The sequence below is a fragment of the Brachymonas sp. KE5 genome (assembly GCF_057773645.1).
In genome coordinates, this window is sequence record NZ_CM173463.1 from 524,819 (window position 1) to 542,960 (window position 18,142).

Here is an 18,142-nt window from a genome sequence, read left to right on the forward strand (position 1 = left end):
GCCCCGATGTTTGTCCACCTGCGCCTCCATTCCGAATTCTCCGTTGTTGACGGCACTGTCCGTGTGGACGATGCCGTCGCGGCGGCTGCGAAGGATGGCCAGCCCGCGCTGGCGCTGACCGACCTGAACAATCTGTTCGGCGCTGTCAAGTTCTACAAGGCAGCGCAGAAGAAGGGCGTGCAGCCGATTCTGGGCGCCGAGGTCATGATCGAGGACCTGGTGCCGCCTGCCAAGGACAAGCCGCTGCCGCGCATGCTGCTGCTCACGCAGAACACGCAGGGCTATCTCAACCTGTGCGAACTGCTCTCGCGCGGCTGGCGCAGCGTGGGCAACAAGGCCCAGGCCACGTTGCGCTGGGAATGGGTGCAGGAGCTGGCCGAGGGCCTGATCCTGCTGTCGGGCGCGCAGGCTGGTCCGCTGGGCGCGCCGCTGCTGGCGGGCGACATGGCGCAGGCGCATGCGATTGCCATGCAATGCGTGGCCGCTTTCCCCAACCGTTTCTATCTGGAGCTGCAACGCGCCGGCCGCAGCACCGACGAGCCGCACGTGGTGGCCGCCGTGCAACTGGCGCAGCGCATGCAGCTGCCGGTAGTGGCCACGCACCCGGTGCAGTACCTCACCGCTGAGGAGTTCGAAGCGCACGAGGCGCGCGTCTGCATTGCCGAAGGCGAAATCCTCGGCAACCAGCGGCGCAAGCGCCGCTTCACGCACCAGCAGTATTTCTACAGCTCCGAACAGATGCAGGCGCTGTTTGCCGATATTCCCTCGGCCATTGCCAACACGCTGGAAATCGCCAAGCGCAGCCATCTGACGCTGACGCTTGGAAAACCCCAGCTGCCGCTGTATCCGATCCCGGACGGGATGACCACGGAAGAATACTTCCGCCACCTGTCGTTCGAGGGGCTGGAGCAGCGTCTGCAGCACCTGTACCCGGATCCGGCCAAGCGCGAGGCGGCGCGTCCGCGCTACGTGGAGCGGCTGGAGTTCGAGATCGGCACCATCCTGAAGATGGGCTTTCCCGGCTACTTCCTGATCGTGCAGGACTTCATCGTCTGGGCCAAGCAAAATGGCTGCCCGGTGGGGCCGGGCCGTGGCTCCGGTGCCGGCTCGCTGGTGGCCTACGCACTAAAAATCACGGACCTGGATCCGCTCGAATACAACCTGCTGTTCGAGCGTTTCCTGAACCCGGAGCGGGTGTCCATGCCCGACTTCGACATCGACTTCTGCCAGACCAACCGCGATCGCGTGATCGACTACGTGAAGGACAAGTACGGCCGTGACGCCGTGAGCCAGATTGCCACCTTCGGCACCATGGCCGCGCGCGCCGCCATCCGAGACGTGGGCCGCGTGCTGGACCTGAGCTACACCTTCTGCGACGGCATCAGCAAGCTGATTCCGAACAAGCCCGGCAAGCCGGTCACCATCCAGTATCCGCCGCCGGATCTGTCGGACGACGACAAGGAAAAATACGCCATTGCCGCTGAGCCGCAACTGGCCGAGCGCATCGAGAACGACGACGAAGTCAAGACCCTGATTGAGCTGGCGCAGAAGCTCGAAGGCATGACGCGCAATATCGGCATGCACGCGGGCGGCGTGCTGATCGCTCCGGGCAAGCTTACCGATTTCTGCCCGCTGTACCAGCAGCCTGGCAGCGATTCGGCCGTGAGTCAGTATGACAAGGACGACGTGGAAGCCGTCGGCCTGGTCAAGTTCGACTTTCTGGGGTTGGCCACGCTCACCATCATGGAACTGGCGCGCGAGTTCATCCAGAAGCGCCACAAGGGGCGCGAAAACTTCAGCTTCGACGACATTCCGCTGGACGACAAGCCGACCTACCAGCTATTCCAGGATGGCAAGACCGAAGCCGTGTTCCAGTTTGAAAGCCGCGGCATGCAGGGCATGTTGCGCGACGCGCGTCCGACGCGGCTGGAAGACCTGATCGCGCTGAACGCGCTGTACCGTCCCGGCCCGATGGACCTGATTCCCAGCTTCGTGGCGCGCAAGCACGGGCGCGAGGAGGTCGAATATCCGCATCCGCTGGTGGCCGACATGCTAAGCGAGACCTACGGCATCATGGTGTATCAGGAACAGGTGATGCTGACGGCGCAGATCCTCGGCGGCTACACGCTGGGCGGCGCCGACCTGCTGCGCCGCGCCATGGGCAAGAAGAAGGCCGAGGAGATGGCCGAACACCGCCTGATCTTCCGCAAGGGTGCGGCCGAGAACGGCATCAGCGAGCAGAAGGCCGACGAGATCTTCGACCTGATGGAGAAGTTCGCAGGCTACGGCTTCAACAAGTCGCACGCCGCCGCCTACTCGCTGCTGGCCTACCAGACCGGCTGGCTCAAGGTGCATTACACGGCCGAATTCTTCTGCGCCAACATGACCGTGGAAATGGACAACACCGACAAGCTCAAGGTGCTGTTCGAGGATGCGCAGAAGATGGGCCTGAGCTTCGAGCTGCCCGACGTCAACCGCAGCAACTACCGCTTCGAGCCGGTGACCGACAAGGTGATCCGCTACGGCCTGGGCGCCATCAAGGGCACCGGCGAGAACGCCATTAACGCCATCGTCACGGCGCGCGAGGAGGGCGGTGCCTTCACCAGCCTGTTCGACTTCTGCAACCGGGTGGATCGCACGCGCCTGAACAAGCGCACGGTGGAGGCGCTGATCAAGGGCGGTGCTTTTGACAACCTGCACCTGAACCGCGCCGCGCTGATCGCCAGCATTGACCTGGCCTTCGAATTTGCCGCCACCCAGGCCGCCAACGCCAACCAGGGCGGCCTGTTCGACATGCTGGACGGCCCCGGCAGCAGCACCGATGAGCCGCCGCTGGTGCAGGCCACGCCCTGGGGCATCAAGGACCGGCTGGTGCAGGAAAAGACCGCCATCGGCTTTTACCTGTCCGGCCACCTGTTCGACGAGAACGAAACCGAGGTGCGCCGCTTTGCGCGCCTGAAGATCGACGACCTGATCGACAGCCGCGATCCGCAACTGCTGGCCGGCATCGTGAGCGACTTCCGCGTCATCAACGGGCGCAGCGGCAAGCTGGCGCTGTTCAAGCTGGATGACAAGTCGGGCGTGATCGAGGCCAGTGCGGACGAGGGCATCTGGGCGGGGCAGCCGGGTTTGCTCAAGGACGATGCGCTGGTGATTCTGCAGGCGGTGCCTCGCTTCGACCGTTTCAGTGGCGGGATGCGGCTGAATGTGCAGCAGGTCTGGGATCTGCCGGCGGCGCGCTGCCGCTTTGGCAAGTATCTGCTGGCGCAGGTGGCGTTGAATGGCAGTGGCGATGGGCCGCAACTGCAGGCCGTGCTGCAGCAGCATCCGCCCAAGCGGCAGGTGCTGGATGACGGGGATGAGATCAGTCGCGGGTTGCCGGTGCGATTGCAGTTGAGCGTGAGCGGGGCGGAAGACATGCAGCCTGACGAGCGATTGCAGGGGCAACTGAAGCTGGGGGAAGCCTCGCGTTTCTATCCGAGCGATGCGGCGCTCTCCGCCTGGACGGCATTGTTCCCGGAAGGGAAGGTGCAGGTGGTCTACGAAGCGTAAAACGCCCCGGGGCAGGACGCCGCAGGCGAGCTGGTCGAGTGCCGATAGCCGACAGCCGACAGCCGGCTTCAGCCCATCTGCCCGATAGTCCGGCGCAAACGGGCGCTCGCCACCCAGAAGAACACCGAGCCGGTCACCGCAATCGCCAGCAGCGTGGGCCACATCGTGGCCAGCCCGGCGCCGCGGAACAGCACCCCTTGCGCAAACGCCACGAAGTGGATGGTGGGCGCCAGAGACATCACGTAGCGCACCAGTTCCGGCATGCTTTCGGTCGGCGTGATGGCGCCGGAAAGCACGATCAGCGGCAGCAGCACCAGAATCACCAGCAGGCCGAACTGCGGCATGCTGCGCGCGATGGTGCCCAGGAAAATGCCGAGCGAGGTGGTGGAAAACAGGTACAGCAGGGTGCCCGCCGCAAACAGCAGAATCGAGCCGCTCACATGCACCCCCAGCACGCCGCGCACCATCACCAGCAGCGCAAACAGACCGCCGCAGAGCACCACTACGCTCATGCTCCACACCTTGCTGAGCATGATTTCCAGCGGCGTCACCGGCATCACCAGCAGGTGCTCGATGGTGCCGTGTTCGCGCTCGCGAATCAGGGCGGCACCGGCCAGCACGATGGACAGCACCGTCAGGTTGTTGATGATGCTGGTAATGCCGCCAAACCACGAGGCATACAGGTTCGGGTTGAACTTGACGTGGGTGACGAGGCGCGCCGGCAGTGGCAGGTCATTGCTGCGGTGGCCGCTCATCCAGGCCAGCACCTCCGAGGCCAGGATGTTCTCGATGTAGGTCGAACCCACCAGCGCCTGGCTCTGGCGCGTGGCATCCACGTTGAGCTGGATGGACGGACTGCGGCCATTGACCACGTCGCGCTGGAAGTTCGGGGGAATGTTCAGCACGAAGGTGTCCAGCCCCATGTCCATGCCGCGGTCGATGTCGGCACGGCTGATCAGGCGCGGTGGCGAGAAGTAGGGCGGCTGCAGGGCGTCGATCAGGCGCTGCGAGAGCGCGGACTGGTCTTCGTCCACCACCGCGATGGCCGCGTTGCTCAGGCTGTCCGGCTTGGCACGGGCATCGGCCAGCACCGCTCCCGTGAACATGAACACGATCACGAACAGCAGGGCGTAGTCGCGCAGCAGGCTGTAGAACTCCTTGATGCCGAGAAAGTACACGTTCCTGAGGCCCTCGCCCACGCCGTGGCGGCCGGCGGTCCGGGGCTGGCCTGAAGACGCAGCGGGTGGCGTGGGGGCAGGAGCGGAATTCGGGCGGGGCATGGTCAGGCCTCCTGTTTCTTCAGCAGCAGCCACGACAGCAGCGTGAGCACCGGCACGGCCAGCAGCAGGGGCCAGAAGGCGCCGAGCAGGTCACCGAAGTCCAGCGCCTTGGCAAAGGTGCCGCGGCTGATGGTGAGATAGTGCGTCGTGGGGTATACGCTGCCGATCAGCTTGCCCAGGCCGTGCAGTGACGAAACTGGGTCGATCACGCCGGAGTACTGGATGGCCGGAATCATGGTGGCAATGGCAGTGCCGGCAATGGCCGCGACCTGGCTGCGCGTGAGCGTGGAGGCCAGCAGGCCGAGGCTGGTGGTGGCCATCACGTAGATCACGGTGCCGGCCAGATAGGCCAGTAGGCCGCCCTTGAACGGGATGCGGAACTGCACCAGCGCCTGCAGGAACAGCAGCACGAAGCTCATCAGCGCCAGACCGATGTAGGGCAGCTGCTTGCCGAGCAGGAATTCCAGCTTGGTGACCGGCGTGGTGTACATGTTGATGATGGAGCCCAGTTCCTTTTCGCGCACCACCCCGAGGGCCATCAGCATGGCCGGGATGAAGATCAGCAGCATCGGAATGACGGCTGGAACCATCGCGACCATGCTCTTGAGGTCGGGGTTGTAGCGGTAGCGCACCGCCACGTTGGCCGGCAGGGCCAGCGTGTGGCCGCTGAACTGCTGCATCCACTGCGACAGCGTATGCAGGTGCATGCCGGTGGCGTAGCCGCGGATGGTTTCGCCGCGCAGCGGCATGGCGCCGTCGACCCAGGCGCCGATTTCGGGCCGGGCGCCGCGCATCAGGTCCCGCCCGAAGCCGGGCGGAATCTCGATCGCCAGCGCCAGTTCACCCGACTGCATGCGCGCATCGAGCTCCTGCGGGCTGCTGATGGGCGGGCGCTCGTTGAAATAGCGCGAGCCCGCCAGCTGCAGCGTGTAATCCTGGCTCAGGCGGCTCTGGTCCTGGTCGTAGACCGCGTAATTGAGGTGCTCCACGTCCATGGTGATGCCGTAGCCCATCACCAGCATCAGCAGCACGCTGCCCAGCAGGGCCATGGCGAGCCGGATCGGGTCGCGCCGCAGTTCCAGCATTTCGCGGAAGCTGTAGCTCAGCAGGCGCTGCAGGCTGAAGCGTGGCGGTCTGGCCGGAGGGGCCGGTGCTGCAGCAGACGGCTGCGTGGGAGGCGCCTCGGGAGCCGGCGCGGCCGGTGCGGATGCGGGTGCCCCGGCCTGTTCCTGCTCCGCAATCGCATCTTCCAGATAGCCGATGAAGGCTTCTTCCAGCGTGGCGGCACCGCGGGCGCGGGTGAGCGCTTCGGGGGTGTCGCTGGCGAGGATGCGGCCCGCATGCATCAACGACATGCGGTCGCAACGCTGGGCCTCGTTCATGAAGTGGGTGGAGATGAAAATGGTGACGCCATCGCGGCGCGACAGGTCGACCATCAGGGCCCAGAACGCATCCCGCGCCACCGGGTCCACGCCCGAGGTCGGCTCGTCCAGAATCAGCACGTCCGGGTGGTGCAGTACCGCCACTGCCAGCTGCAGCCGCTGACGGATGCCCAGCGGCAGCCGGTCCGGCTGCTGGTCCAGCACTTCGGTCAGCGCGAAACGGCGGGCCAGTTCGTCAATCCGTGCCGGCACCGTGTCGGCAGGGAGGTGGAACAGGCGCGCATGCAATTGCAGGTTCTGCCGCACCGACAGCTCGGTGTAGAGCGAAAACGCCTGCGACATGTAGCCGACGCGGCGGCGCGTGGCCATATTGCTGGCATCCATGCGCTGGCCCAGCAGCAGGGCCTCGCCGGCGCTGGGTTCGAGCAGGCCGGTCAGCATTTTCATGGTGGTGGACTTGCCGCAGCCATTGCTGCCCAGGAAGCCGAAGATTTCGCCGCGCCCCACCTGCAAGGTCACATCGTCCACCGCCACGAAATCGCCGAACTGCATGCGCAGCCCGCGGGCGTCGATCACCACCTCCTGTTCGCCCTGCGGCAGCGGCGGAATCACCAGCGCCTGATGGCCCTGCAGCCGCTCGGGCGGCAACAGCCGCAGGAAGGCCTGCTCCAGATCCTGGCTGCCGGTGCGCTGCAGCAGCTCCTGCGGTGTGCCTGTGGCGAGAATCCGGCCGGCATCCATGGCCACCAGCCAGTCGTATTGCTCGGCCTCTTCCATGTAGGCCGTGGCGACGATGACGCTCATCTGCGGACGCTCGCTGCGAATGCGCGCGATCAGCTCCCAGAACTGGCGACGCGAGAGCGGGTCGACGCCGGTGGTCGGCTCGTCCAGGATCAGCAGGTCGGGGTCGTGAATCAGCGCGCAACACAGGCCCAGCTTCTGCTTCATGCCGCCAGACAGCTTCTGCGCCGGCCGGCCGGCAAAAGCGGACATGCCGGTGCTGGCGAGCAGGGCAGCGGTGCGCTGTTTGCGCTCGCCGGCACTCAGGCCGAACAGGCGGCCGAAAAAGTCGATGTTCTCGAACACCGACAGCGTCGGATACAGGTTGCGCCCCAGGCCCTGCGGCATGTAGGCAATGCGGCTGCAGCTGACGCGCCGGTGTTCGGCCTCGGCCATGTCCCCGTCCAGTACCATGACCTGGCCCTGCTGGATCTTGCGCGCCCCCGCAACCAGCCCGAGCAGGGTGGACTTGCCCACGCCATCGGGACCGATCAGGCCGACCATGCAGCCAGCGGGAATGTCCAGGTCGATGCCGTTGTTGGCCAGCGTGCTGCCGTAGCGGTGGGTCAGCTGGCGCAGGCGCGCGACCACTGCAGGGGGATGTGCCTGGAGTGCTGTCATGCCCTCGGTTCCGCCTTAGTGGCTGGCAGCCGCCTGGGCGGCCGTGGCGGGCGGCAGCTTCACCTGCAGCTGTTGCGGCCACTCATGTTGCGCGCTCAGGCGCACATGGGCCACGCCGGGCAAGCCGGACTTGACGCTCTGCTGGTAGTTCTGCAGCAAGGCCGGATCGATGCGCGCCTTGACGCGGAACATCAGCTTCTGGCGCTCGTTGTGCGTTTCCACCGATTTGGGAGTGAACTGCGCCACGCTGGCCACATAGCTGATCCGGGCCGGAATCACGAACTGCGGAGCGGCATCGAGCACGATGCGCACTTCGCTGCCCAGGCCGACCTGCCCCGCGAGTTGCTCGGGCAGGAAAAAGCCCATGTAGACATCGTTGAGGTCGAGCATGCTGAGCACCTTGCCGCCGGCGCCCACCACTTCGCCCGGCTGCACCACCCGGTACTGGATGCGGCCGTCGCGCGGCGCGCGCAGTTCGGTGTCATTGAGTTCGCTCTGCAGCCGCACGACGCCGGCTTCGGAGGCGGCGATGCCGGCCTGCGCCTGCTTCACCTGCGAGCGTGCGACGGTCAAAGCCGCGTCCATGCTGTTCACGCGGGTGCGGTCCTCGTCGACCTGCTGCTGCGAGATGGCGCGATCGGCCAGCAGCGACTGCGTGCGCTCCAGCGTTTTGCGCGCCATCGCGCGTTCGCTTTCACGCTGTCGCACCACGGCCTGGGCCGTGACCAGATCGGCACGCGCCTTGTGCAGCTGGGCCTGGGCCTGATCCAGTTGCGCCTGCATGGCGCTGGCATCGATATGGGCCACCACCTGCTCGCTCTTGACCAAATCGCCCTCGTTCACCAGGATGTCCTTGACGCGCCCCGGCATCTTCGCCGAGATGTCCACCTCGGTGGCCTCGATGCGCCCGTTGCCGGAGGCAAAGCCCTCGGTTTCCTTGCCGGCCTGCTGTTGCTGCCAGTACCACCAGCCGCCTCCGGCCAGCAGCGCCACGACGGCGGAGGCGATCGACCATTGCTTGATTCTCGGGCTCATGACGGGGTTCCTTCCTGGGTGGGGGGAGAAGAGGGGCTGGAGGGCCGGGCCAGAGGCTGCGTCTGCGCGCCGCCAAGCGCCTTGTACAGGCCCACCAGGCTGCTCAGGCGGGCGCGGCGCAGCTGCACCAGACTCTGCTCGGTGGCAAAGCGCGAGCGTTCGGCATCGAGCACTTCAAAGTAGCTGCTGTAGCCACGTTCGTAGCGCCGCCGGGCCAGAAAGGCGCGGTCGGTCTGCGCGGCCAGCAGCTGGCGCACGTCGCGCTCCTGCACGGCCAGCCAGTGGCGGGCGGCAAGCAGTTCGGATACTTCGCGGAAGGCATTGCGGATCACGCTTTCGTACTGCGCCACCGCCTGGTGCTTGCGTGCCTCGGCCAGATCCAGATTGGCCTGCCGGCGGCCGCCATCGAAAATCGGCAGGCTGATGCGCGGCATGAACAGCCAGGTGCCGTAGTTGTTGCTGAACAGGCTCTCCAGCGCGTTGCTGGCGATGCCGCCGCCGGCGGTGAGGGTGATGCTGGGCAGGAAGGCCTTGCGTGCAGCCGTGACATTGCCGCGTGCCGCCTGCAGCTGCAGTTCTGCTGCCCGGATGTCGGGCCGGCGCGTGAGCAGTTCGGACGGCAGGCCGGCCGGCAGATTGCGGTCCTCGATCCGGCTCAGCGGGCGAGTCGTGCGGGCACGCGGCACCTCGATGACATGGGTGAGCTGGGTCAGCAAAGCACGGTTGGCGGCAACCTGGCGCTCCAGCGTCGCCAGGTCGCTGCGCGTGGAGGCAACCAGCGTTTCCGTCTGGCGCAGTTCCATGTCGGAGATCAGGCCCACCTCCTTGCGTCGCCGCATGATGCGGTGGCTTTCCTCGCTGTTGGCCAGGGTCTGGCGCGCCAGCTGCAGGCGTTCCTGCAGTTCCAGCCCCTGCAGCCAGCTGTCGGTCACCAGCGCCAGCAGGGCGGTGCGGAAGGATTGCTGCGCCTCGGCACTGGCCAGATAGCGGTCGCGCGCGGCCTGATTCATGGCGCGCACCTTGCCCCAGAAGTCGATCTCGTAGCTGGGCATGATGACGCCGGCCGAATAGGTCGAGAGGATGCGCTCGCGCTCGGCCTGGTGCAGGGCATTTTCCAGCGGCACCGCCAGCTGGGGTGGCAGACCGGCATTGGAGAGGTCGATCTGGTCCAGCGGCAATTCGGTGCGCGCACGCACGCCCTGGGCGGACAGGCCGATCATCGGCAGGGTGGTGGCGCGCTGCAGGCCGGCGGCCGCGCGCGCCTCCTCCACGCGCATGGCGGCCACGCGCAAGTCGCTGTTGTAGGCCAGGGCGGCCTGTTGCAGGCGCTGCAGGTCGGGGTCGGCGATCAGCTCGGCCCAGTCCAGGGTGGGCAACGCGGCCGCAGCGGACAGCCCGGATCCCGGCAGCTCCGGATACCGGTACGGAAGCGGCGTCAGGGCTTGTTCGGGTTGGGCAGGGGCGGCACAGCCGGCAATACCGCCGACCAGCGCCAGCGATGTGAGTGCGGCCAGCAGCAGACGATTCGGCGGGGGGCAGGAACGCAAGGGCAAGTTCATGATGTCTCTTGATCTTGGGGAAACCCGGTTGCCGGCACTGTGCAACAGCACGGCGGGAACGGGAGCCTGAAGCGCGACAGAAAAAAGCTGTGCACCCCAGACACCTTGCTACCAAAATGGCAACTATCGATGCATATCATAATCCATATATGCGGCATAATTCAACGACCATTGAATATATCAGAGGGAGAAACCGTGTCTGCTGCTGCTGCCCGTGATACCCCTTCCGTCCATCGTCGGCCCGGCCGACCGGCCAGTTCTGCCGGCGAGGACGGGCGCCAGCGCCTGCTGCAGGCTGCAGAGGAAGTATTTGGCTTCCAGGGCTTCGAGCCCGCCAGCCTGCGCGCCATCGCGGAGTTGGCAGGGCTGGATCCGGCGCTGGTCTCGCACCATTTCGGTTCCAAGCAGCGACTGTGGCATGCGGCTGTGGATGCGGTGGCAGAGCGCCAGAAACCTCTGCTTCCGGTGTTGCAGGGGATCGTGGATGCGCCATCCCCCCTGCTGCAGCGGGTGCATGATGCGGTTGACTTCTTCATCGATCTGGCTGATCAGCAGCGCGCGCTGTTCCGCTTCATCCAGCGGGAACTGGGGCACTCGGGGCGGCGTCTGCAGTATCTGACCGAACGGCTGGTGCAACCTTGCTATGCGATCTGTGCGCCGCTATGGCAGCAGGCCATCGAGCAGCGCGTGCTGCTCAGTCCGCATCCGGCGGTGTTCCATTTTCTGCTGCTGGGGGCGCTCAGTACCACGCTGGGGGCGGTGCCGATGATTGCGCAACTGGCCGGGGAAGAGGTGGATCGCCAGGCGATCCTGCACTCGCTGCGATTGATCCTGCAGGGGCATTTTCCGGATGCGCTGCCATAGGCACGCCAGCGCGGCATGGTCGCGGCTACCCGCAACGGGAGGGCAACCCGAATTACCGCAAGCGGAACTCGATCACGATGGGTGACGGCACGCTGCCATCGATATCCTTGGGCAGCGTGTCGGTCTTGTCGATGGCACGCAGCACGGCCTGGTCCCAGCTGCGGTTGCCGCTGGAACGGATGATGCGACGCGCGGTGATGGTGCCGTCGGGCGCGGCACGCACTTCCACGTCGGTGCGCGGACTGTCGCCTTCGTCATCGTTGTAAGTGATGTTGGGGCGCACCTTGGCGCGGACCTTGGCCGCGTAGCCAGAGGAGGGGCCGCCGCGCGACTTGGCGTCCTTGCCGCTGCCGGTGGCGCCTTTGGCGGAGTTCGAGCCGCCACCTCCGGCAGCGCCGGCCAGCTTCTGCAGGCGATCCAGTTGGGCTGCGCGTGCCGCGTCTGCCTCCCGTTTGGCGGCGGCCTCCTTGGCAGCTTGCGCCTTTGCGGCTGCGTCGGCCTTTGCTTTCGCAGCGGCATCCGCCTTGGCCTGCGCTGCGGCCCTGGCATCCTGTTGCGCCCTGGCTTGTGCCGCAGCCCTCGCCTCCTGCTGGGCTTTCACGCGCGCTTCCGCCTGCGCTCTCGCCTGATCCTTCACCGCCTGCTGGCGGGCCTGGCGCTCGGCTTCCTGCTTGCGCCGTTCCGCCTGCACTTGTTCCTGCTGCTTCTGCGCGTCGCGCTTGCGCTGGGCAATTTCCGCTTCCTGTTCGCGCTGACGCGCTTCACGGGCCTGTTCGGCGCGCTGCTGCGCCTGGCGCTGGCGTTCTTCTGCCTGTTGCTGCTGTTCGGCCAGACGGCGCTCCGCTTCCTGCTGGCGTTGGGCGGCTTGCTCGGCACGCCGTGCCATGGCTTGCTCGGCCGCCTGGCGCGCCTGCTGTTCGCGGGCCACGCGGATTGCCTCGTCGGCATTGGCCGTGTCCCCCTCGCTCCGCGCTTCCGGCTCTTTGGCGGGTACTGCAGGGCCCTTGGGCCCGCCTTCCTGCGAAGGCGTCATGTCCCAGATTTCGGCGTCATACACGGCCGTCTGCGGATCCGACTTCCAGTTCACCCCCAGCGCCAGCAGCCCGACCAGACCCACATGCACCAGCAGCGCAAGCGCCACTGCCTTGCCAACGCCACGCGGGCGCGGCGGAGCAAATTCATCGCGGAGGGCAGTGGTATCCAGCATCAGCGCAAATCACCCGCCTCAGGAGCGCGAAGCAGCAGCCAGACCGATGCGCTGCACGCCGGCCTGGCGCAGGCGGTCCATTACCTGGATCACCTGGTCGTACTGCACCTCACGGTCGGCACTGATCACCACCGGGCGTGCCGGATCGCCAGCCTGGGCTTCCTGCACCGCAGTGGCAATGCTGTCGAGCTGCAGCGTGCTGCTTTCGGTCTTGCCGTGCAGCGCCAGCGTGCCGTCGCGCTTGATTTCCACCTGCACCACGTCGGCCGCCTGCTGGCTGCTCTTGGCCACCGAGGGCAGGTTGATGGTGCCCGGACGGATCAGCGGCGCGGTGACCATGAAGATGATCAGCAGCACCAGCATCACGTCGATGAAGGGCACCATGTTGATTTCGTTGATGGTGCGGCGTCCGCGGCCGCGGGAAACCAGGGCGGGCATGGCAGGCTCCTCGTTTCAGTGGCCCGAGGCCGTGCCGGCAGCAGCTTGCTCGCCGGTGTTGCGCTGCAGGATGTTGGAAAACTCCTCGATGAAGGTTTCCTGCGATACGGCCACGCGGTCGATGTCACGCGCGAAGTAGTTGTAGGCCACCACTGCCGGAATGGCGGCAAACAGGCCCAGCGCCGTGGCCACCAGCGCTTCGGCAATGCCGGGCGCCACCGTGGCCAGCGTGACCTGTTCCATGGCGGAGAGGCCGGTGAAGGCGTGCATGATGCCCCACACCGTGCCGAACAGGCCGACGTAGGGGGAGATGGAGCCGACCGAGGCCAGGAAGGACATGCCGCTTTCGATGCTGTCCACCTCGCGCTGGTAGCTGGCGCGCATGGCGCGGCGGGCACCGTCCAGCAGCGTGGCGTCGGACACATGGCGCTCGCGCAGCTTGAGGAATTCACGCATGCCGCTGGCAAAGATGCGTTCGGTCGGGCCTGCCAGCTTGGCGTTCTGGCTGGCGCCGGCGTACAGCTCGGTCAGGTTGCTGCCCGACCAGAAGTTGCGCTCGAAGGCATCGTTGAGCCTGCGCGTGCGCTTGAGAGCACCGATCTTGCTGAAAATCGCCGCCCAGCTGGCGATGGACACCGCCAGCAACAGCAGCATCACTGCCTGTACCACCCAGCTGGCGTTGAGCACCAGCTGCACGATGTTCATGTCCTGAGCGTTCATGCGATTCCTGTTGTCGTTGTGTGCGGCAGGCACGGCACGGCCTGCCACGAAGGGGTTCAGTGCCCGGCCACCATGATGGCGTGAAGCTCTGCCGGCATGCGCGCCGGCTGCATCGTCGCGGTATCGACCCAGCCGATACGGATGCTGCCTTCGGCCAGCAGCGGCCCCTCCGGGCCACCGAGGCGGGCGGTTTGCGCGATCACGCAGGAAGCCTTGCCGATCTGCACCGGGTCGGCCGTGACATGGAGCACGTCATCCAGCCGGGCCGGACGATGGTACTTCATCTCGGTGGCGCTCACCACGAACATGCCGCCACTGCGCTCGCGCAGTTCCTGCTGCTGCACCCCGAGCGCACGCAGCCACTCGGTGCGGGCGCGCTCGAAGAACTTCAGATAGTTAGCATAGAAGACAATGCCGCCGGCATCGGTGTCTTCCCAGTAAACGCGGATGTCAAAGTGAAACATGATGTTGCGGTGCAGCAGAGTGTCTCAGGGCAGGCGCTTGAGCCGTTCCACCGCCTCCTGCAACTGCGGCAGGGCATTGGCCGTGGAGAAGCGGATGAAGCGGCTGGTGTCGGCCACGCCGAAGTCGCGGCCCGGCGTGACCACCAGCTGCGCCTTTTCCATCAGCGCGAAAGTGGCATCCCAGCTATTGTCCACGCCCAGGCGCTCGAACCAGCTGCTGCAGTCGGCCCAGGCGTAGAAGGCGCCGTCGGGCATCACCGGCACCTGCAGGCCGAGTGCGTTGAGCTGCGGCACGAACCAGTCGCGCCGGGCCTGGAATTCGGCGCGGCGCTGCTCGTACAGCGCGATGCTTTCCGGCGCGAAGCAGGCCACGGCCGCATGCTGCGCCACCGTGCTCGGGCAGATGAACAGGTGTTGCGACAGCAATTCCACCGTCTTGGCCAGCACCGGCGGCAGCACCACCCAGCCCAGGCGCCAGCCGGTCATGCTGAAATACTTGCTGAAGCTGTTGATGCTGATCACGTCCTCGCCCAGCGCCAGCGCGCTGTGGCTGTAGGCTTCGTCGTAGCTCAGGCCGAGGTAGATTTCATCGACGATGGTGACGCCGCCCTTGCTGCGCACGAACTGGTGGATGGCGCGCAGTTCCTCCGGCGCGATCGAGGTGCCGGTCGGGTTGGACGGGGTGGCCAGCATCACGCCGCGCGTGTGCTCACCCCAGTGTTCTGCCACCTTGGCGGCACTGAGCTGGAAGCGCTCGGCGGCGCCGGACGGTATCAGTTTGGGCGTGCCCTCGGCCAGACTGACGAAATGGCGGTTGCTCGGATAGCTCGGATCCGGCATCAGGATCTCGTCGCCCTGCTGGATCAGCGCGAGGCAGGCCACCTGCAGCGCCGCCGAGGCGCCGGCGGTGATCACGATGCGGCCCGGATCCATGTCCACGCCAAAGCGCTGCGCATACCACTGGCTGATGCGTTCGCGCAGCAGCGGCAGGCCGTTGGACTGGGTGTATTGCGTGTTGCCGTCGCGGATGCAGCGCGCCGCGGCTTCGGCCACCAGCGGCGGTGCGGTGAAGTCGGGCTCGCCGATATTCAGGTAGATCAGCGGATCGGCGCCGGCCGGCAGGCGTGCCTGCAATTGTTGCGCCGCCTTGAAGATCTCCATCACGTAGAACGGCTCGATGCGTTCGGCGCGGCTGGCCAGGCGAAGAGGGGGGGCTTGCGTCATTGCGGTCTCATCAGGCAGGACGGGCCGCGTGCGAGCCCGGCTGAACGGAACAGGCCGGGCGCCGCTTGTGGCAGCGCCGGCCGCGAGGCGTCACTTCTTGCTGCGGTCGTGCTCGACTTCGGTGGCACGCAGGCGCGGCGCCAGGGCGTGCAGCACGCCGTTCACATACTTGTGGCCGTCGGTGCCGCCGAAGGACTTGGCCAGCTCGATGCACTCGTTCAGCACCACGCGCCAGGGCACGTCGGGGCAGAACTTGAATTCGTACACGCCGATCCACATGCAGGCATGCTCGATCGGAGAAATTTCTTTCCAGCCGCGGTCGAGCAGGGGCTCGATCAGCGTGTCCAGTTCCTTGCCATGCTCCACGCAGCCGTGGAAGACAGAGTCGAAATGGGCCGAATCGCCCTTGTGGAAACCGGTGAGTTCGCGCGTGAACTGGTCGATGGCCGTGGCGTCGTTGTGGCCGACCAGATGCTGGTAGAGGGCCTGCACGATGAACTCGCGGGCGCGCGAGCGGCCGGTCTTGCTGGAGGGCTTGCGCGCGCGGGGCGCAGCAGGTTTTTTCGCGGCAGCAGCCTTGTCGGCGGCAGCATGGTCCTGCTGTACAGCCTGCTGCAGCGCCTGTTCGGGCGTCAGGGCGCCATCTTCGGCGCCGGACTTGGGAGTGGTCGCCGTCATGCTCAGGCCCCGGCCATGGTTTCGAGCAGCAGTGCCATTTCCACCGCCACGCGGGCGGCGTCCACGCCTTTTTCCACCTGGCGGGCTTCGGCCTGCTGCTGGTTTTCGACGGTGAGGATGGCGTTGGCGATCGGCAGGCCATGGTCCAGCGAGATGCGGGTGACGCCCGCACCGGATTCGTTGGCTACAAGCTCGAAGTGGTAGGTTTCGCCGCGGATGATGCAACCCAGCGCGATCAGCGCGTCGTAGTCGGCACGGTCGGCCAGGGCCTGCAGCGCCAGCGGCACTTCCAGCGCGCCGGGCACCTGCACCAGCGTCACGTTCTTGGCCTTGACGCCGAGCTGCATCAGCTCGCCCAGGCAGGCTTCGGCCAGGGAGTCGGTCACGCCGGCGTTCCAGCGCGCCTGCACGATACCGATGCGCAGCTTCTTGCCGTTGAGTTGACTGGTGATGGCGTCCAGATCGCCCTTGTCAGCGTTTTTCATGATGTGTATAGGTAATGCATTAAATCAGGCTTGAGGCGGGGCCGGAATGAAGCCGGTCACTTCCAAGTCGTAGCCGGCCATGCTGGGCATGCGGCGCGGCGTGCCGAGGATGTTGAGCTTGCGTACGCCGCATTCGCGCAGGATCTGCGCGCCGATGCCGTAGCTGCGCAGGTCCAGACCCTTGCCGGGGGCGTGCGAGGATTCAGCCGTGCCGTCGAACTGGGCCAGCAGTTGCTGGGCGGTTTCGCCGCAGTTGAGCAGCACCACCACGCCGCGTTGTTGTGCGTGGATGTAGCGCAGGCTGTCTTCCAGGCTCCAGCTGTGCATCTGGCGGCCCGTTTCGAGCGCATCCAGCACGGACAGCGGCTCGTGCACGCGGGTGGGCACTTCGTCGTCTTCGTTCCAGACGCCCTTGACCAGCGCCAGATGCAGGTTGTGGCCGTGCATGTCCTGGTAGGCGTGGGCCATGAATTCGCCATGCGCCGTCATCAGTGTGCGGCTGGCGACCTTGCGGATCAGCGATTCGTGGCGGGCGCGGTGCTCGATCAGGTCGGCGATGGTGCCGATCTTCAGGCCATGCTCGGCTGCGAAAAGTTGCAGATCGGGCAGGCGGGCCATGGTGCCGTCGTCCTTCATGATCTCGCAGATCACGGCGGTGGGGCTGCAGCCGGCCATGGCGGCCAGGTCGCAACCGGCTTCGGTATGGCCGGCGCGCATCAGCACGCCGCCATCCACCGCCTGCAGCGGGAAGATGTGGCCGGGCTGGACCAGATCGGCCGGCACCGCATTGGGTGCCACGGCAGCCTGCACGGTGCGGGCACGGTCGGCCGCAGAGATGCCGGTGGTGACGCCTTGTGCAGCTTCGATTGATACCGTGAAGGCGGTGCCATGCTGGGCGCCGTTGCGCTGCGTCATGGGCGGCAGGCCCAGATGCAGGCAGCGCTCGCGCGTGAGCGTGAGGCAGATCAGGCCGCGGCCGTAGCGCGCCATGAAGTTGATGGCCTCGGGCGTGACATGGTCGGCGGCGAGTACCAGGTCGCCTTCGTTCTCGCGGTCTTCCTCGTCCACGAGGATCACCATCTTGCCGGCACGCATGTCGGCCACGATGTCTTCGACGGGAGAAATGGAAACAGGGGAAAGAGAGACAGTAGCTTGGTCTGTCATGGGGCAATTGCTTTCGAAACAGTGCCTGCGGGATGGCAGGGATTGTCTATTATCGCCGATGCATGGCAAACAGGGGGCGCTAGGGTTGCCTGCAGGGTTGCTGGTCACTGCCGGCGGCTGCCCCGTGGCACATGGGCGCAAGCCACCATGTTCAGCGCGCGACGGCAGGCTGCAGGGGTTTTTTCATCAGGACCGCGCTGCTGCCATAGGTTTCCAGCGAGGCGGACAGACCGACGGCACGGGCATTGACGGGCTGGAAGCCTTCCCTTTCCCATACCACTTCGGCACCCTGAACCGCCACCAGAAACACGTCTTTCAATGCCTGGTTCTGCCGTGCAGTGCGGTAGATGGCGGCAAGAAAGGCCTGCCGGAGGCCGCGGCCCCGGGCGGAAGCGGACAGGGCCATGTCATGCAGATACAGGATGTCCGGATCGCCGGGGCACTGGAAGTCATCCGCATGCAGGCAGGGAAACCGCTCGGCACTTGCCAGCAGGCACATGAAGTAGCCCAGCACGGTGCCTTGCGCACACTCCGCCACCAGGCAATAGTCCGGCGCCTGCCGGATCTTGTTGGCAAACGCGTCCTGCCCTTCATGAAAGTCCGCACCATAGCATTCGTGCTGGATCCTCTCGATGGCAGCAAGGTCGTGCAGGCTCGCGCGGCGGATGTGGAAAAAATGGGCAGGCATG

At 66.1% G+C, this 18,142-nt stretch carries 14 protein-coding genes and 1 pseudogene; 2 read left to right on the plus strand and 13 right to left on the minus strand.

All coding sequences use genetic code 11. The annotated features are described in order from the left end of the window. The first annotated feature begins 6 nt into the window (after positions 1–6). Positions 7–3,552, plus strand: coding sequence for a DNA polymerase III subunit alpha (gene dnaE, locus ACX36O_RS02475; protein ID WP_371698256.1), 3,546 nt, complete (start codon positions 7–9; stop codon positions 3,550–3,552). Positions 3,553–3,620: 68 nt separating this feature from the next. Here the strand turns inward: dnaE and ACX36O_RS02480 are convergent, their stop codons facing one another. From ACX36O_RS02480 to ACX36O_RS02495, 4 genes are read right to left on the minus strand one after another with little or no spacing between them, the layout of a single operon-like run. Further along, complete coding sequence (locus ACX36O_RS02480; RefSeq protein ID WP_213358829.1) at positions 3,621–4,832, minus strand: ABC transporter permease; 1,212 nt, start codon at positions 4,830–4,832, stop codon at positions 3,621–3,623. 2 nt (positions 4,833–4,834) lie between these two features. Next, positions 4,835–7,615 (minus strand): ribosome-associated ATPase/putative transporter RbbA, encoded by a 2,781-nt coding sequence (gene rbbA, locus ACX36O_RS02485; protein ID WP_213358831.1) that lies wholly within the window; start codon positions 7,613–7,615, stop codon positions 4,835–4,837. Between the two features lie 15 nt (positions 7,616–7,630). Next, on the minus strand, positions 7,631–8,650 hold the full coding sequence (locus ACX36O_RS02490) for an HlyD family secretion protein (RefSeq protein WP_213358833.1): 1,020 nt from the start codon (positions 8,648–8,650) through the stop codon (positions 7,631–7,633). Beyond that, complete coding sequence (locus ACX36O_RS02495) at positions 8,647–10,209, minus strand: efflux transporter outer membrane subunit (protein WP_371687180.1); 1,563 nt, start codon at positions 10,207–10,209, stop codon at positions 8,647–8,649. Before ACX36O_RS02495 ends, ACX36O_RS02490 begins: the two co-directional genes overlap by 4 nt. A gap of 195 nt (positions 10,210–10,404) precedes the next feature. On the opposite strand from ACX36O_RS02495, the gene ACX36O_RS02500 reads away from it, so the two are divergent. After that, the gene (locus ACX36O_RS02500) at positions 10,405–11,073 is read left to right on the plus strand and encodes a TetR/AcrR family transcriptional regulator (RefSeq protein ID WP_371687179.1); all 669 of its coding nucleotides are present in this window, start codon (positions 10,405–10,407) and stop codon (positions 11,071–11,073) included. Between the two features lie 52 nt (positions 11,074–11,125). Here the strand turns inward: ACX36O_RS02500 and tolA are convergent, their stop codons facing one another. The 9 genes and pseudogenes from tolA to ACX36O_RS02545 form a co-directional block, all read right to left on the minus strand. Further along, positions 11,126–12,280 carry a cell envelope integrity protein TolA gene (tolA, locus tag ACX36O_RS02505; protein ID WP_371698251.1) on the minus strand — a complete coding sequence of 385 codons (1,155 nt, stop codon included), beginning with the start codon at positions 12,278–12,280 and terminating at the stop codon, positions 11,126–11,128. Between the two features lie 18 nt (positions 12,281–12,298). After that, positions 12,299–12,718: a protein TolR gene (tolR, locus tag ACX36O_RS02510; protein WP_371687177.1), complete on the minus strand. Its 420-nt coding sequence runs from the start codon at positions 12,716–12,718 to the stop codon at positions 12,299–12,301. Positions 12,719–12,733: 15 nt separating this feature from the next. After that, the gene (tolQ, locus tag ACX36O_RS02515) at positions 12,734–13,438 is read right to left on the minus strand and encodes a protein TolQ (protein WP_371687176.1); all 705 of its coding nucleotides are present in this window, start codon (positions 13,436–13,438) and stop codon (positions 12,734–12,736) included. Positions 13,439–13,494: 56 nt separating this feature from the next. Next, positions 13,495–13,905: a tol-pal system-associated acyl-CoA thioesterase gene (gene ybgC / locus ACX36O_RS02520; RefSeq protein WP_213362599.1), complete on the minus strand. Its 411-nt coding sequence runs from the start codon at positions 13,903–13,905 to the stop codon at positions 13,495–13,497. A 21-nt stretch (positions 13,906–13,926) separates the two neighbouring features. Beyond that, positions 13,927–15,126, minus strand: a complete 1,200-nt coding sequence (locus ACX36O_RS02525; protein ID WP_371698249.1) for a pyridoxal phosphate-dependent aminotransferase — start codon at positions 15,124–15,126, stop codon at positions 13,927–13,929. Between the two features lie 90 nt (positions 15,127–15,216). After that, positions 15,217–15,669, minus strand: a pseudogene (nusB, locus tag ACX36O_RS02530) (transcription antitermination factor NusB); the annotation flags it as partial. Between the two features lie 137 nt (positions 15,670–15,806). After that, positions 15,807–16,289 carry a 6,7-dimethyl-8-ribityllumazine synthase gene (gene ribH / locus ACX36O_RS02535; RefSeq protein WP_213358864.1) on the minus strand — a complete coding sequence of 161 codons (483 nt, stop codon included), beginning with the start codon at positions 16,287–16,289 and terminating at the stop codon, positions 15,807–15,809. Between the two features lie 24 nt (positions 16,290–16,313). After that, positions 16,314–17,453 carry a bifunctional 3,4-dihydroxy-2-butanone-4-phosphate synthase/GTP cyclohydrolase II gene (ribBA, locus tag ACX36O_RS02540; protein ID WP_488360005.1) on the minus strand — a complete coding sequence of 380 codons (1,140 nt, stop codon included), beginning with the start codon at positions 17,451–17,453 and terminating at the stop codon, positions 16,314–16,316. A 151-nt stretch (positions 17,454–17,604) separates the two neighbouring features. After that, on the minus strand, positions 17,605–18,141 hold the full coding sequence (locus tag ACX36O_RS02545; protein ID WP_488360006.1) for a GNAT family N-acetyltransferase: 537 nt from the start codon (positions 18,139–18,141) through the stop codon (positions 17,605–17,607). Position 18,142 lies beyond the last annotated feature (1 nt).

What these genes read in the sequence shown, in the direction of transcription:
- ACX36O_RS02480 (WP_213358829.1), bottom strand. Translation starts at nt 4,832, where the DNA reads ATGCCCCGCCCGAATTCCGCTCCTGCCCCCACGCCACCCGCTGCGTCT.
- ribBA (WP_488360005.1), bottom strand. Translation starts at nt 17,453, where the DNA reads ATGACAGACCAAGCTACTGTCTCTCTTTCCCCTGTTTCCATTTCTCCC.
- ACX36O_RS02545 (WP_488360006.1), bottom strand. Translation starts at nt 18,141, where the DNA reads ATGCCTGCCCATTTTTTCCACATCCGCCGCGCGAGCCTGCACGACCTT.
- ribH (WP_213358864.1), bottom strand. Translation starts at nt 16,289, where the DNA reads ATGAAAAACGCTGACAAGGGCGATCTGGACGCCATCACCAGTCAACTC.
- ACX36O_RS02490 (WP_213358833.1), bottom strand. Translation starts at nt 8,650, where the DNA reads ATGAGCCCGAGAATCAAGCAATGGTCGATCGCCTCCGCCGTCGTGGCG.
- rbbA (WP_213358831.1), bottom strand. Translation starts at nt 7,615, where the DNA reads ATGACAGCACTCCAGGCACATCCCCCTGCAGTGGTCGCGCGCCTGCGC.
- tolA (WP_371698251.1), bottom strand. Translation starts at nt 12,280, where the DNA reads ATGCTGGATACCACTGCCCTCCGCGATGAATTTGCTCCGCCGCGCCCG.
- ACX36O_RS02495 (WP_371687180.1), bottom strand. Translation starts at nt 10,209, where the DNA reads ATGAACTTGCCCTTGCGTTCCTGCCCCCCGCCGAATCGTCTGCTGCTG.
- tolR (WP_371687177.1), bottom strand. Translation starts at nt 12,718, where the DNA reads ATGCCCGCCCTGGTTTCCCGCGGCCGCGGACGCCGCACCATCAACGAA.
- dnaE (WP_371698256.1), top strand. Translation starts at nt 7, where the DNA reads ATGTTTGTCCACCTGCGCCTCCATTCCGAATTCTCCGTTGTTGACGGC.
- tolQ (WP_371687176.1), bottom strand. Translation starts at nt 13,438, where the DNA reads ATGAACGCTCAGGACATGAACATCGTGCAGCTGGTGCTCAACGCCAGC.
- ACX36O_RS02525 (WP_371698249.1), bottom strand. Translation starts at nt 15,126, where the DNA reads ATGACGCAAGCCCCCCCTCTTCGCCTGGCCAGCCGCGCCGAACGCATC.